A 14,571-nucleotide genomic window follows, 5' to 3' on the forward strand; every position below is an offset into this window, starting at 1 on the left:
CGGTGAAGGACGATTTGGGCGGATGACGACCTCGACTGACGATTTGGCTCTGGCTTCGGATTTTCGGCCTGCGACCTATGACGACTGGCGCAAGCTGGTCGACGGCGTGCTGAAGGGCGCTCCGTTCGAGAAGCTGGTCGGCAAGACCTATGACGGCCTGAAGATCGATCCGATCTACCGCCGCGCCACCAACGCAAGCCCGCTTGCCGGCCGCGCCGCCGCAGCGCCCTGGCAGATCCTGCAGCGGGTCGATCATCCCGATGCCGCACAGGCCAATGCACAAGCGCTGCAGGATCTCGAGAACGGCGCGACCGGCCTCGAATTCGAGTTCGCCGGCGGTCCCGGCGCGCGCGGCTTCGGCCTCGCCGATGCCAGCAAGAAGACGCTGGCGCGCGCCTGCGGCGGCATCCATCTCGATGCCGGCATCATGATCGCGCTCAACCCGGTGATCGGCCGCGAGAACGCCGGCGAGACCTTTGCCGACATGGTCGAGGCCCGCAAGCTCGACCCGGCCAAGCTCGACCTGCATTTCAATTACCAGGCGCTCAGCACCATGGCCGTGCGCGGAGCTGCGGCCATCGCCTGGCCCAACTACGAAAAGTCGTTCGGCCAGGTCGTCAATGGCCTGATCAAGCGCGGCTTCAAGGGGCCGTTCGTGCTGGCCGACGGCCGGCCGGTCCATGATGCCGGCGGCTCCGAGGTGCAGGAACTCGCTTTCACGCTCGCACTGGGCCTCGCCTATCTGCGCATGCTGGAAGGCGCCGGCATCGATCTGGATGCGGCGCGCCCGGGCATCTCGTTCCGCCTCAGCGCCGATGCCGACCAGTTCCTGACCATGGCGAAATTCCGCGCGCTGCGGCTGCTCTGGGCACGGGTCGAGCAGGCCTGCGGCCTCACGCCGAAGCCGATCTTCGTCAACGCGCAGACCGCCTGGCGCATGCTGACCCAGCGCGACCCCAATGTGAACATGCTGCGCGCGACGATCGCAACCTTTGCGGCCGGGCTCGGCGGCGCCAATGCGATCACGGTGCTGCCGCACACGCTGGCGCTCGGCCTGCCTGACGACTTCGCCCGGCGCATCGCGCGCAACACCCAACTCGTGCTGCTCGATGAGTCCAACCTCGCCAAGGTCTCCGATCCCGCGGCCGGCGCCGGCGGCATCGAGACGCTGACCTCGCAGCTCTGCGAGGCGGCGTGGACGCTGTTCCAGGAGATCGAGAAGGCCGGCGGCATCTTCGCCGCACTCGAGCAGGGGCTGCTGCAAAACAAGGTCGCGGCGACGCGATCGCTGCGCGAAACCAACGTGGCGAAGCGCCGCGACGTGCTGACCGGCGCCAGCGAATTCCCGGATCTGCGCGAGGCCGTCCCGGCGGTGCTGGATGTGAAACCATCGGCGCCGGCGTCGGTGGCCGATGCCAAGGTGAAGTTCGACGCCCTCGCACCGATACGGCTCGCCGAGCCGTTCGAGGCGCTGCGCGACAAGTCGGATGCCGCGCTCAAGGCGCATGGCGCACGGCCGAAGATCTTCCTGGCCAATCTCGGCACCGCCGCGGACTTCACGGCTCGCGCGACCTTTGCCAAAAGTTTCTTCGAAACCGGCGGGATCGAGGCCATCGACAGCGAGGGCTTTGCCGACGCGGCTGTGCTGGCGGCGGCCTTCAAGGCCTCGGGCGCCACGATGGCGTGCATTTGTTCCTCGGATAAGGTCTATGCCGTCAGCGCCGCCGAGGCTGCCAAGGCCCTTCACGGCGCCGGAGCAAGGCATATCTATCTGGCAGGGCGGCCCGGCGACCAGGAAGCGGCGCTGCGGGCGGCCGGCATCGGTGAGTTCGTCTTCGCCGGCGGTGATGCGCTGGCGACATTGCGCGAGGCCTATCGGCGGATGGAGCAGACATGAGCGCAGAGACACCAGCGACACCCGTTCTGACCGGCGGCTGCCAGTGCGGCGCCGTCCGATTTGCCGTCTCGGCGGCACCGACCCGGATCAGCATCTGCCACTGCCGGATGTGCCAGAAGGCGTCCGGCGCGCCATTTGCCTCCTTCGCCGACATCGATCGCAACGACTTCAAATGGACCCGCGGCAAGCCCGCCGCGTTCAGATCCTCCTCGATCGCCGAGCGCGACTTCTGCGCGGCCTGCGGAACACCGCTCAGCTTCCGCCGCATCGACGGGCCGCGGATCGAGATCATGACGGGCGCCTTCGACCGGCCCGACCGGGTGATACCGACGCAGCAATTCGGAACCGAGTCCCGCCACGGCTGGGTGGTCGGCATTGCCAACCTGCCGAGCCAGACCACGATGCAGAATTACGGACCGGAGAAGATGGCGACGATCGTCAGCCATCAGCATCCGGACCATGATTGAGTTAGAAGCTACAGCGATTGATCGAATGCAATCGCCAGTTTGAGGAAGCCCAGGAATGACCCGCATTCCCGATTTCGCCGATGTCGCCTTCCAGCCCGTTGCCACCACGGCCCCGGCTGCGAGCGCCGAGCCGTGGCTGACGCCCGAGGGCATCCCGGTCAAATCCGTCTACGGCGAGGCCGATCTCGAAGGCATCGACTTCCTCGAGACCTGGCCGGGCATCGCGCCCTATCTGCGCGGCCCCTACCCGACCATGTATGTCAACCAGCCCTGGACCATCCGGCAATATGCCGGCTTCTCCACGGCGGAGGATTCCAACGCGTTCTACCGCCGTAACCTCGCCGCGGGGCAGAAGGGCCTCTCGGTCGCGTTCGACCTCGCCACCCACCGCGGCTATGACTCGGATCATCCGCGCGTCTCCGGCGACGTCGGCATGGCCGGCGTCGCGATCGATTCCATCTACGACATGCGCACGCTGTTCGCCGGCATCCCGCTCGACCAGATGAGCGTGTCGATGACCATGAACGGCGCGGTGCTGCCGATCCTCGCGCTGTTCGTCGCCGCCGCCGAGGAACAGGGCGTGCCGCCGGAGAAACTGTCGGGCACCATTCAGAACGATATTCTGAAAGAGTTCATGGTGCGCAACACCTATATCTATCCGCCCGCGCCCTCGATGCGGATCATCTCCGACATCTTCGCCTACACCTCGCAGCGGATGCCGAAATACAACTCCATTTCCATTTCCGGCTACCACATGCAGGAGGCCGGCGCGACGCAGGACCTCGAGCTCGCCTATACGCTGGCCGACGGCGTCGAATATCTGCGCGCCGGGCTTGCAGCGGGCCTCGACGTCGACCGCTTTGCGCCGCGGCTGTCGTTCTTCTGGGCGATCGGCATGAACTTCTTCATGGAAGTCGCCAAGATGCGCGCCGCGCGGCTGCTCTGGGCCAAGCTGCTGAAGCAGTTTAATCCGAAGGACCCGCGCTCGCTGTCGCTGCGCACGCATTGCCAGACCTCGGGCTGGTCGCTGACCGCGCAGGACGTGTTCAACAACGTGATGCGCACCACGATCGAGGCGATGGCGGCAACGCAAGGCCACACCCAGTCGCTGCACACCAACGCGCTCGACGAGGCCCTGGCGCTGCCGACCGACTTCTCGGCGCGCATCGCCCGCAACACCCAATTGTTCCTGCAGCAGGAGAGCGGCACCAACCGCATCATCGATCCCTGGGGCGGCTCCTATTATGTCGAGCGGCTGACCCGCGATCTCGCGCAGAAGGCCTGGGGGCACATCCAGGAGGTCGAGGCGCTCGGCGGCATGGCCAAGGCGATCGAGGCCGGCGTGCCGAAGCTGCGGATCGAGGAAGCCTCCGCCAAGACCCAGGCGCGCATCGATGCCGGCCGGCAGGCGGTGATCGGCGTCAACAAGTTCAAGCCGGAGAACGAGAAGGCGATCGACGTGCTGAAGGTGGAGAACTCCACCGTGCGGCGGCTGCAGATCGACAAGCTGGCGCGGCTCAAGAAGGAGCGCAACCAGAAGGACGTCGATGCGGCGCTCGCCGCCCTCACGCGCTCGGCGGGCGAAGGCAACGGCAATTTACTGGCGCTGGCCATCGACGCCGCGCGCGCCAAAGCCACCGTCGGCGAGATTTCGGACGCGATGGAAAAGGTGTTCGGCCGCCACCGCGCCGAAATCAAGTCCATCACCGGCGTCTACAAGCGAGAGGCAGCGGCGATGTCCAACAAGGTCGAAAAGGTGCAGGCGCTGATCGATGCGTTCGAGGAAGCCGAGGGCCGCCGCCCGCGCATCCTGGTCGCCAAGATCGGCCAGGACGGCCATGACCGCGGCCAGAAGGTGATCGCATCCGCGTTCGCCGATGTCGGCTTCGACGTCGATATCGGGCCGCTGTTCGCGACCGCCGACGAAGCCGCGCGGCAAGCGGTTGAGAACGACGTCCACATCCTCGGCGTCTCCTCGCTTGCCGCGGCGCATCTCACCGCGGTGCCGGAATTGAAGGCGGCGCTGAAGAAGCACGGCCGCGAGGACATCATGATCATCATCGGCGGCGTGGTGCCGCCGCAGGATTACGACGCGCTGTATGCGGCCGGCGCCGAGGCGATCTTCCCGCCGGGCACCGTGATCTCGGATGCCGCTGAGGAGCTGATCCACAAGCTCAATGCTCGGCTCGGCCACAGCGCGGCGGCGGAGTAGCGCTGCCGCATCCCCTCTCCTTTCAGGAGCTTTCCATGCGCGCCGCTCGCTCGATGACGCCTGTCCGCATCATGGGTCTTGCCGGCGTGCTCGCCTTCCTCTGGCTTCCGGCACGCGCCGCCGATCCCAAGCCTGACGCCACGATCAAGAATGCGAGCATCGAGGCGAGCGTCTATCTCGACGACAAGATCAAGGCGGACGCGGCGCTGGCGGCCGATTGCCTCGCCGAAGGCCGGAAATGGATCGACAAGAACGCGGCGGAGGCGGCGTCCGCGCGGAAGAATGAGCCTGAGCTTTTCAGGGACCGCGGCGGCTACTCGTTCGAACGCAAATACTCGGAGCGCTCGGTCGTCGACGGTCGCTATGTGAGCGTGCTGCGCGATGACTACATGGACACCCACGGCGCGCATCCGAACTCCGACGTCAACACCATCCTGTGGGACACGACGGCGAAGAAGCGCATCAGCATCCGTCCCTTCTTCACCGAGACAGCGGACAACGGCCCGACCCTGACAGCGATGCGCAAGGCCGTCATCGCCGCGCTGAACACCGAGAAGAAGCGGCGCGGCGCCGGCGAGACGGCGACCACCGAATGGTACAAGGAGTTGAAGCCGACCCTGCTCAAGATCGGCGCCGTGACGCTGGCGCCGTCGACCGTATCAGGCAAGAGTTCCGGCCTCACCTTCCACTACCCGCCCTATGCCGTCGGCCCCTACGCCGAAGGCCAGTATGTCGTCTTCGTGCCGTGGGAGACGCTGAAGCCGTATCTGACGGCGGAAGGCGCGAATATCTTCGGCGGCGCGCGGCCGAAGGCCGACACCGACGATCGGCAATAGTGCTTCATCAACAGGCCGCGCCGGCACTGATCCGCGTTCCTCTCGCCTGCCATGGCCCAGCCGTTGTAAACCAAGACCATGACCGCCTCGAAGCCCACCTCTCCCGACATCCGTGCCCTCGCCAAGGAGCTCCGCGCCGGCCACCGCGCCGCGCTGGCGCGGGCGATCACGCTGGTCGAGAGCCGGCGCGGCGATCACCAGGCGGCGGCGCGCGAGCTGGTGCAGGCCCTGCTGCCCGACACCGGCAAGGCGGTGCGGGTCGGCATCACCGGCTCGCCCGGCGTTGGCAAGTCGACCACGATCGATGCGCTCGGCATGTTCCTGATCGAGCGCGGCCACAAGGTCGCAGTGCTGGCGGTCGATCCCTCCTCGGCGCGCACCGGCGGCTCGATCCTCGGCGACAAGACCCGGATGGCGCGGCTCGCCGTCTCCGACCAGGCCTTCATCCGCCCCTCGCCCTCCTCGGGCACGCTCGGCGGCGTCGCGGCAAAGACCCGCGAGGCGATGCTGCTCTGCGAGGCCGCCGGCTTCGACGTCGTGCTGGTCGAGACCGTCGGCATCGGCCAATCCGAGACCGCGGTCTGCGATATGACGGACTTCTTCCTGGCGCTGATGCTGCCGGGTGCCGGCGACGAGCTGCAGGGCATCAAGAAGGGCCTCGTCGAGCTCGCCGACATGATCGCGATCAACAAGGCCGACGGCGACAACCTCAAGCGCGCCAACCTCGCCGCCGCCGACTATCGCAGCGCGCTGCACATCCTCGCGCCGCGCTCCGAGCACTGGCATCCGCCGGTGGAGACCTATTCGGCCCTGACCGGCGCGGGGCTCGACCGGCTCTGGCAGAAGATCCTCGACCACCGCACCGCGATGAATGCCTCGGGCGAGTTCGCCGGCCGCCGCAGGGAACAGCAGGTGAAGTGGATGTGGTCGATGCTGGAGAGCCGGATGATGGCGCGGCTGCGGTCGGATGCCGCGATCCGCGCCAGGGTGAAGAAGATGGAGGCCGAGGTCGCGGCCGGCCGCATCTCGCCCGCGGTCGCCGCCGAACAGATCGCGGAGATGCTGCATTGAGCGGCAGGCTGCGCATCCTCGTCACCGGCTTCGGGCCGTTTCCGGGTGCGCCGTTCAACCCGACCATGCCATTGGTGAAGCGCCTGAGCGCCCTGCGCCGCCCGGCCTTCGACGACGTCGCGCTGTCGAGCCACATCTTCGACGTCACCTACGCGGCCGTCGATCGCGAATTGCCGGAGCTGATCGCAAAACACCGCCCGCAGGCGCTGTTGATGTTCGGCCTCGCCGGCCGCACCGGCTATCTGCGGATCGAAAGCCGCGCCCGCAACGCGGTGACCACGCGCTTCCCCGATGCCGGCCGCCAGCATGCGCGGAAAGGATCGATCGAGGGCAGCGCCGATGCGCGCATGTTCGGGCCGCATACCGAAAAGCTGCTGCGCGCCGCGCTGGCGACCGGGATCGACGCGCGAGCCTCGCGCGACGCCGGCAGCTATCTCTGCAACTACCTGAGCTGGCGGGCGATCGAGGCCGTGAACGGCGACAATGACTTGCGCCTCGCGCAATTCGTCCACGTTCCGCCGCTCGCCCATGACGGAACGGCTGCACCCGGCAAATCACACATCACGCTGGAAGCGCTCGTCGATGCCGGCGAGGCGATGCTGATGGAGCTGGTGAAACTGACCCGGCAGGCCTCGCGCGCGTGAGCGTGCGGATCGGGCGGTGCAAGTGCACGCCCTAGTTGGTATCCTCCAACTCACGCGTCACCCGTAGACTCCAACAAATGCTAAAATTGGATCGAATGACGAGGTCTGCAACGGCCATTTGGTGTCGTCCCGGCGAAGGCCGGGATCCATAACCACGAAAGATCATTGTTGCGCGCGTGATGACACCGAGGAACGACTGTTTGACAACGCGAAGCGGTTGCACCCGCGATTAACCCTACCGCCAACAATCGCCCCGCTGCGTCGGCGTGTTCACCATGCCGCGCCGCATTTCGCGCTACCACTCGACCCGCGAACGTCACCGCTCGCGAATGTTGCGAGGGCCTTGCCCATGGACGTCAACCGCCGCCATCTGATCGGAACAACCGCCGCCGGCGCAGCCGGCGCGCTTGCGATGTCGCCTGACGCTGCGCGTGCCGCCGCGCCATCGACCGGCTCGCTCGGCCGCGACGTCACGCAATATGGCGTGCGCCCCGGCAGCCCCGACGACCAGACTCGCAATCTGCAGCGCGCGATCGACGACGCCGCGCGGGCGCAGGTGCCGCTCGCCTTCCCGCCCGGCGTCTACCGCACCGGCCTGTTGCGGCTTGCCCCCGGCAGCCAGCTGATCGGCGTGCGCGGCGCCAGCCGTCTGGTGTTCAACGGCGGCGCTTCGCTGCTGGAAGGCGAAGGTGCCGGCGGCATCGTCCTGATGGGCCTCACCTTCGACGGCGGCAACATTCCGCTGCCGAACCGGCGCGGCCTCGTGCATTGCCTGTCCGGCCGCGACATCCGCATCACCGATTGCCGCTTCACCGGCAGCGGCGGCAACGGCATCTGGTTCGAGCAGATGTCGGGCGACGTCAGCAACAACGTGTTCACCGACATCGCGACCACGGCGCTGGTGTCGTTCGACGCGCTCGGCCTGATGGTGTCGCGCAACACCATCAAGGGCACCAACGACAACGGCATCGAGATCCTGCGCACCGCGATCGGCGACGACGGCTCGATCGTCGCCGACAACCGCATCGAGGACATCAAGGCCGGCCCCGGCGGCTCCGGGCAGTACGGCAACGCCATCAACGCCTTCCGCGCCGGCAACGTGATCGTGCGCGGCAACCGCATCAAGAATTGCGACTTCTCGGCGGTGCGCGGCAACTCGGCCTCCAACATCCACATCACCGACAACAGCGTCAGCAATGTCCGCGAGGTGGCGCTGTATTCGGAGTTCTCGTTCGAGGCCGCTGTGATCGCCAACAACACCGTCGACGGCGCCGCGATCGGCGTCTCCGTGTGCAATTTCAACGAGGGCGGCCGCATCGCGGTGGTCCAGGGCAACATCATCCGCAACCTGCTGCCGAAGCGCCCTGAAGGCACCGATCCCAACGACGGCGCCGGCATCGGCATCTATGTCGAGGCCGACAGCACCGTGATCGGCAATGTGATCGAGAACGCGCCGACCTTCGGCATCGTCGCCGGCTGGGGCAAGTACCTGCGCGACGTCGCGATATCGGGCAACGTGGTCCGCAACGCCTTCGTCGGCATCGGCGTCTCGGCGGTGCCAGGCGCCGGCACCGCGCTGATCAACAACAACATGATCTCGGAAACCCCGCGCGGCGCGGTGGTCGGGCTCGACCACGCCCGCCCGGTCACGCCGGACCTGTCGGCCGGCGGCGCCCAGCAATATGCGCAGCTCGTGGTCGGCGCGAACGCGGTGCGGCGCTAGCGCATGATCCGGACAAGCGCGAAGCGGTTTTCCCTCGCGACCAACGTGGAACGCGTTTGCGCGGGGATCATGCTCAAAAAATAAGCGAGAGCGGTCGCCTACAGCGCGTTGCGCAGCAGCGGATAGCGCCGCTGGATGGTGTCGAGATCGAGCACCGGCGGCCGCACCGCCGGAGGGGGCATCTCCAGCGGCGGCGCGTCGGCCACGGTGAGCGGCTGCTCCAGCACTTCCGTCGCCGTCTCCAGCGCGGCCGCGACCGCGGTCATGGCGGCCTCCGCCAATGTCGCGGCCTCCGACCGCCGCTCCGGCACTGGCGAGATATCGCGCGGCGGCAGTTTCGACCTGCCGCGGCCGAGCCAGGACAGATCGATCGGCGAATTGTCGAGCGAGGCTTCGCGCGACAGCAATTCGCGCCAGATGTCGACCGCGGCGCGGGCTTCCCTGATGTTCTCGAGAAAAGCCTGCTCGCTGTGATAGCGGCGCCAGCGCCCGGTCTCGAACAGTTCGGTAAGGTGCTCCAGCCTTTGCTCGGCGAGGTTGCACCAGCGTGCAACGATCTCCTGGCCTCTGGCCACGTCGGTCCGATGTGTCATTCAAGTTGCCCGCAGGAAAAGAAACGGACGCAGACGCAACCGAACCGAATCAACTGGACGTGACGCCGATATTCTGTGGAAAAGGTAAATAAAGTCTAACTAAATTCTTAATCGCGAAGGGGCGATCGAAGAAGTCCGCTCGACTACGGAGTTTCGCGCTCGAACTGCCTCAAGTCATCGACTTGCCGTGGTGGCGATGCGCACCGCTCCCGGGGCGGAATGATCCACAGCAAACCGTCGCCGCCGTCGCGCACGCATATGTCCATCCCGCGCGATCGGTCGGCGCCATCGCGCCGCGCACGGTCAAGTCCGTCATGCAAGGGTGCCTCAAAATGAAAGACCCGTCCGGGGGGACAACCGGACGGGTCAAAGCCATATGGGCGCTTGGGGTGGATGGGCGCTCGCGCCTGATATAGCCGGGGAGGGATAAACCGCTCCCACACACATAAGTCGTGAGAGGAAGGCGGACGTTCAAATCGCCGGCGATTTTTTTAACCTTGTCGCGCCGCGGTTCCATCGCACCGTTGCCCGCGTTCGGTGTCGAAAATCACTGCGCAGCACGGCGATTTGCAGCGGAATCCTCCGATGCGATCGACGGCGCGGGTTCATTCGACGTGCGGCTCACGGAAGTGTTATTGCCGTCGGCCTGCTGTGCAGGCTGCGACGGTTTGTCCGCGGCAGAGGCGACGGGAGCACTGGTCGCCGCCATCACCGCGGCAAGCGCATCCGCTGCCCCCGCACCGAACAGATCGTCACGTCCCGGCGTCCCGAGATCGCGCGCCGTGCTGGTCAGGATCCGTCGCACCTCGACGGGCTTCAATGCCGGATTGCGTTCCAGCACCAAGGCCGCGATGCCGCTGACGAACGCGGCCGAAAACGAGGTGCCCGACATCAGCTGGTACTTGCCGTCCGGCACCGGCACGAGGAGGTCGGCGCCCGGGGCCGCCAACGCGATATGGCTGCCGCGGTTCGAGGCCGCCATCAGCCGGTCGCCGGCATCGGTGCCGCTCACTGCGATCACCGCGGGATCGGCGGCCGGATACAGCGGCGGCGATGTCGCACCGGCATTGCCGGCGGCGGCGACCAGCACGACGTCCCTCGCCGCGGCGGCGGCCACCGCGCGCCCGACAAGTGCGTCCCGCGGTCCGGCGAAGCTCATGTTCACGATCTGCGCGCCGTGCGCCACTGCGTAGTCGAGGCTTCTGAGGATCACATAGGAGGTGCTCCCGGCGCCGCCTGCGACCGCACCGAAGGCGCGGATCGCCAGGATCCGCACTTCCGGCGCGCTCCCCGTCAGCCTGACGCGCGCCGCAATCGCGCCGGCAATGGCGGTGCCGTGGGCTTGCGGGCCATCCTTGCTGCCGAGCGCATCGAACGTATCCGCGACCGTGTTCGCCAGCTCCGGATGAGCGGCATCGACACCGGAGTCGATCACGGCAATGGTGCCATTCATTCCGCGCGCCAGCTTGTGGGCCGCGGGCAGATGCAGCTGTGTCTGGGCATATTGCGCCGGATCGCTGCCGCCCGACGCCTTGTCCTGCAGCGCGTAACGGTAGTTCGGCTGCACGGAGCGGACGCCGGCATCGCTTGCGAGCTCGCGGCCCACGACCTCGACCGAACGATTGCCCGAGATGCGGAACAGGCCGACCGTCGCACCCAGCAGCGCGATATTCTGCGAGGCGATCCGCCTCAACCCATGGCGGCGCGCGAGCGCATCGGCCTCCGCCTCCGTCAAGGCGCCATCGATTTCGGCGATGAGCTGGTTCGGCACGGTTCGGGTGCCGGCCGCATCCTGCGCGCGCATGCTGCCGCCACCGCCGGCCCTGCCCTTCCGCGCTGCGCCTTTGCCACCACCGTGGACGGCGACCGGCCGGTCGAAGCATTGGCCGCGATCGCCGTCGTCGCAGCTGGCGGAGATACGGGGCGCAGGGCGCACAGGGGGCGGCGGCAGGCGCGATCGCGGCGCATCGTCGGTCCACGACGCGGCCGCGCCGCGGTCCACCAACGGCGGCACGCGGTCAACCGTCCCGCCGACGGGATTGCCGCCAACACGGCCCATACCGGGATTGGCCCGCTGCCCGAGCGAGACCTGTGGCGCGCCACCGGTCGGCGATCGCATGAAATTCTGGGCGGAGGCGGAGCCGGTAACACAGACCAGCAACAATGCTGCGGCCGCGGCGATCGCGTGGTTCGTCGATCTGGTCCGGCCGTTGGCGGCCATGGTGACCTCAATTCGGCGCAGAACCGTCAGCCGCCGATTACGGCGTTTCGACCGCGAGGCTGACGATCTTCTCCTTCTGCAAGCGCGCAATCAGCGCAGCGACGCTGCCCTTGTCCATTGCGCGGAACTGCAACCGGAACATCCCGCCCTTCCCGTCGAGGATCGAGGCCTGGTAATTGTCGAGCAGCGACGTGATGTCGGCGATCCTGGCATCGGGTGTGAAGCGCACCAGCAGCCGGGTCGGCGTCGCCGCCACGCTGGCGCCGAGGTCGCGGGTGATCGGCGCGCTGGGCGCGACCGGCGCACTGCGCTCGGCGACATCGAGCGAGGCGGTCTCGAACAAAGCCGGCTGGCTGCGCATCAGCACCGTGCCGATCACGCCTGCCTGCAACAACACCACGACCGCGCCGAGGCCGGACGACCAGGCCAGCGTCCGCGGCGATAATTTCGAAAAGAACTCCGAGACGGAGGCCGACATGCGCGCACCCATCGACGGCTTGTGCTCCGGCTCGGCATCGATCGCGGCGAACAGCTTCTGCATCGCGCGCGCCGAGGGCGCACCGAGGCTCTCGTTGAGGCCGATGGTCTCGGCATATTCCTCGCGAATGACGGCATATTGCCGGGCAAGCTCCGGATCGCGCGCAAGCGCGTCCTCGACGCGGCGCGTGTCACGCGCGTTCAACGTGCCGGCCGCGTGCCAGGGCAGCAACATCTCGATATCGTCGGGCTCTTGCACCTTTTTTCTCGCAGCCATCATGGCCAACCTCGCTCGACACCGGCTGCCTTCAGCAACTCGGCAAGTTTCTTGCGCGCATAGAACAGGCGCGTCTTCACGGTATTCTCCGGAATCCCCACGATCTCAGCGACATCTTCCACGGATTTCTCGTGATAGTAGACAAGATCGACAATTTCCCGATGTTCCGCCGATAGTCCCGTCAGGCACCTACGCAGCGTGTCACCGGTGTCCTTCTTCTGCACTACCGTTTCCGGATCGTCGGACGTGTCCTCGATCGCGTTAGCGGCCTCATCGTCCAATTCAGCGTCCTTCCTCCGCCGCAGCGAAGACAACGCCTTGAACCGGGTAATCGCCAGAAGCCAGGTCGAAACGGCGGATCGTCCCTCAAACTTGCCCGCCTGACGCCACACGTCCAGGAAGACCTCGCTGATAAGATCTTCCGCCACCTGTTCGTCCCGCACGAGCCGAAGCCCGAAGCGGTACACCCTGACATGGTGCCGCCCGTACAGCACCTGCATGGCAAGCCGGTCGCCTTGAGCGATCCGAGCGATCAGAACGTCGTCTGAAGCCGCCTGTGTCGCGCTCAATGGCCGTCTCGCAAAGTTGGTCTGAAGGGGGCGGTGCGTGGTTCGACGCGAGAGCCAAGATTCTTCACATTACGGCAATGTCCGCACTGCATGTGTGATCTATGCCACAGTCGGCGATTCAAATGAGGAAAAATCGGCCGAGACTCGATAAACGGTACCATAATAGTGAGAACTCTCGCGGATAGGCGCCATCCGGCGCGACCATACCAAGGCTTTATCGGCACGCCAGCACCGTCACGAAGTCCGCCACGGCGCAGGCTTGCGGAACATCGCTCCCGTCCCGCCTCGGCGAACGGATTCCCCTTACGAAACAAGGGCGATGACAGGGTTACACCGGGTAGATTCGGTTCCAAAAGATACCAAACCTAAAGGCTTTCCCACGTAGATTTTCGCCGGATTTCACCAATGGCGGGACCATGGGCAGCGCTGCGTCGTCACTTCCCGGCCCGATCGCGGGCGCATCGGAAAGCGGCCGTTCCAGGCTGACGGCCGAGCGTCTGGCGCGACGGGTCAAGCAGCGCCGCCAGATCCAGTCGATGATCGCGGCCTGCTTCGTGCTCGATGCCGTTGTGCTGCTGATCTACACGCATGCCGGCACTACGTCCGTTTGGGTGGCGGCGGGCTACGCGCTGACCGGCCTCTGTTTGGTCGCCGTCTATGTGGTGCTCTCCGAGCGCGGCTTTCACGAGCGCTTCCGCGACCACTATCTGGTCGCGCCGCAATCGGCGATCAACATGGTGAACCTGCTGGTGTTCACCTACATCGCGCCGGAAGTCGGCGTGCTGTTCCTCTGCAATCTGTTCGTGGTGTTCGGCTTCGGTGCGCTGCGCACCTCGGCGCGGCAGACCGCGATCGTCTGGACCGTCATGGTGCTGGGCCTCGCCGTGCTGTTCCTCGGCACCGACAAGGCGATCGGGATGCCGAACGCGACCCGGATCGATCGCCTCGCCACCATGCTGGTGTTCGCGCTGACGATCGGGCGCTGCATGTATCTCGGCATCTTCTCGAGCTCGATGCAGCAATCGCTGTATCAGAGCGGCGTGAAGCTGAAGGAGGCCTACCGGCGCATCGAGGAGCTCGCCGAGCTCGACGAGCTGACCGGCACCTCCAATCGCCGCAGCATCATGCGCACGCTCGAGGAGGAGATCGCGCGCTGCGCCCGCAACGGCAGCTCCTGCGCGGTCGCGCTGATCGACCTCGATCATTTCAAGCGCATCAACGACGTCTACGGCCATCCGATCGGCGACGAGGCGCTGCGCACCTTCGCGATCGGCATGTTCGCCAATCTCCGCAGCGTCGATCGCTTCGGCCGTTACGGCGGCGAGGAATTCCTGCTGGTGCTGCCCGACCTGTCGCAAGATCAGGCGATGCGCGCGCTCGAGCGGCTGCGCGCGATCATTGCCGGTCTCGACTGGAGCGCCTTCTCGCCCGGCATGCAGGTGACGATCTCCGCAGGCGTCACGACGCTCAAGCCGCACGAAAACTCCGACACGTTACTCGCCCGCGCCGACGGCGCGCTTTACGCAGCCAAGGCGAGAGGACGCAACCGCATCGCCAGCGCCTAACCCTTTCGCTTCCCTATCC

General features: G+C 66.5%; 12 protein-coding genes. 8 read left to right on the top strand and 4 right to left on the bottom strand.

The features are described from left to right. Positions 1 to 22 precede the first annotated feature (22 nt). The 7 genes from JEY66_RS30230 (at position 23) to JEY66_RS30260 (ending at position 8,850) form a co-directional block, all read left to right on the top strand. Positions 23 to 1,897 (top strand): methylmalonyl-CoA mutase family protein, encoded by a 1,875-nt coding sequence (locus tag JEY66_RS30230; protein WP_018270647.1) that lies wholly within the window; start codon positions 23 to 25, stop codon positions 1,895 to 1,897. Next, the gene (locus tag JEY66_RS30235) at positions 1,894 to 2,364 is read left to right on the top strand and encodes a GFA family protein (protein WP_026192515.1); all 471 of its coding nucleotides are present in this window, start codon (positions 1,894 to 1,896) and stop codon (positions 2,362 to 2,364) included. The genes JEY66_RS30230 and JEY66_RS30235 overlap by 4 nt, the downstream gene beginning before the upstream one ends. A 55-nt stretch (positions 2,365 to 2,419) precedes the next feature. Further along, on the top strand, positions 2,420 to 4,576 hold the full coding sequence (gene scpA, locus JEY66_RS30240) for a methylmalonyl-CoA mutase (protein WP_016843218.1): 2,157 nt from the start codon (positions 2,420 to 2,422) through the stop codon (positions 4,574 to 4,576). Between the two features lie 53 nt (positions 4,577 to 4,629). Then, the gene (locus tag JEY66_RS30245; protein ID WP_051110145.1) at positions 4,630 to 5,412 is read left to right on the top strand and encodes an RsiV family protein; all 783 of its coding nucleotides are present in this window, start codon (positions 4,630 to 4,632) and stop codon (positions 5,410 to 5,412) included. Positions 5,413 to 5,490: 78 nt separating this feature from the next. Further along, a complete protein-coding gene (gene meaB / locus JEY66_RS30250; RefSeq protein WP_018270644.1) occupies positions 5,491 to 6,483 on the top strand; it encodes a methylmalonyl Co-A mutase-associated GTPase MeaB in 993 nt (330 codons plus the stop codon). Then, positions 6,480 to 7,127: a pyroglutamyl-peptidase I gene (locus tag JEY66_RS30255; RefSeq protein ID WP_018270643.1), complete on the top strand. Its 648-nt coding sequence runs from the start codon at positions 6,480 to 6,482 to the stop codon at positions 7,125 to 7,127. Before meaB ends, JEY66_RS30255 begins: the two co-directional genes overlap by 4 nt. A gap of 349 nt (positions 7,128 to 7,476) precedes the next feature. Then, a complete protein-coding gene (locus JEY66_RS30260) occupies positions 7,477 to 8,850 on the top strand; it encodes a TIGR03808 family TAT-translocated repetitive protein (RefSeq protein ID WP_018270642.1) in 1,374 nt (457 codons plus the stop codon). A gap of 98 nt (positions 8,851 to 8,948) precedes the next feature. On the opposite strand, the gene JEY66_RS30265 is transcribed toward JEY66_RS30260, so the two are convergent. The 4 genes from JEY66_RS30265 to JEY66_RS30280 form a co-directional block, all read right to left on the bottom strand. Continuing rightward, positions 8,949 to 9,443: a TIGR03809 family protein gene (locus JEY66_RS30265; RefSeq protein WP_016843224.1), complete on the bottom strand. Its 495-nt coding sequence runs from the start codon at positions 9,441 to 9,443 to the stop codon at positions 8,949 to 8,951. Positions 9,444 to 9,990: 547 nt separating this feature from the next. Then, positions 9,991 to 11,664, bottom strand: coding sequence for a S8 family serine peptidase (locus JEY66_RS30270; protein WP_018270641.1), 1,674 nt, complete (start codon positions 11,662 to 11,664; stop codon positions 9,991 to 9,993). A 37-nt stretch (positions 11,665 to 11,701) separates the two neighbouring features. Then, positions 11,702 to 12,421 carry a hypothetical protein gene (locus JEY66_RS30275; protein ID WP_018270640.1) on the bottom strand — a complete coding sequence of 240 codons (720 nt, stop codon included), beginning with the start codon at positions 12,419 to 12,421 and terminating at the stop codon, positions 11,702 to 11,704. Further along, positions 12,418 to 12,987 (bottom strand): sigma-70 family RNA polymerase sigma factor, encoded by a 570-nt coding sequence (locus JEY66_RS30280; protein ID WP_016843228.1) that lies wholly within the window; start codon positions 12,985 to 12,987, stop codon positions 12,418 to 12,420. Before JEY66_RS30280 ends, JEY66_RS30275 begins: the two co-directional genes overlap by 4 nt. Before the next feature lie 416 nt (positions 12,988 to 13,403). Between JEY66_RS30280 and JEY66_RS30285 the strand changes: the two genes are divergently transcribed. Beyond that, positions 13,404 to 14,552 (top strand): GGDEF domain-containing protein, encoded by a 1,149-nt coding sequence (locus JEY66_RS30285; RefSeq protein ID WP_018270639.1) that lies wholly within the window; start codon positions 13,404 to 13,406, stop codon positions 14,550 to 14,552. Positions 14,553 to 14,571 lie beyond the last annotated feature (19 nt).

This window comes from Bradyrhizobium elkanii USDA 76, assembly GCF_023278185.1.
Lineage (GTDB): Bacteria > Pseudomonadota > Alphaproteobacteria > Rhizobiales > Xanthobacteraceae > Bradyrhizobium > Bradyrhizobium elkanii.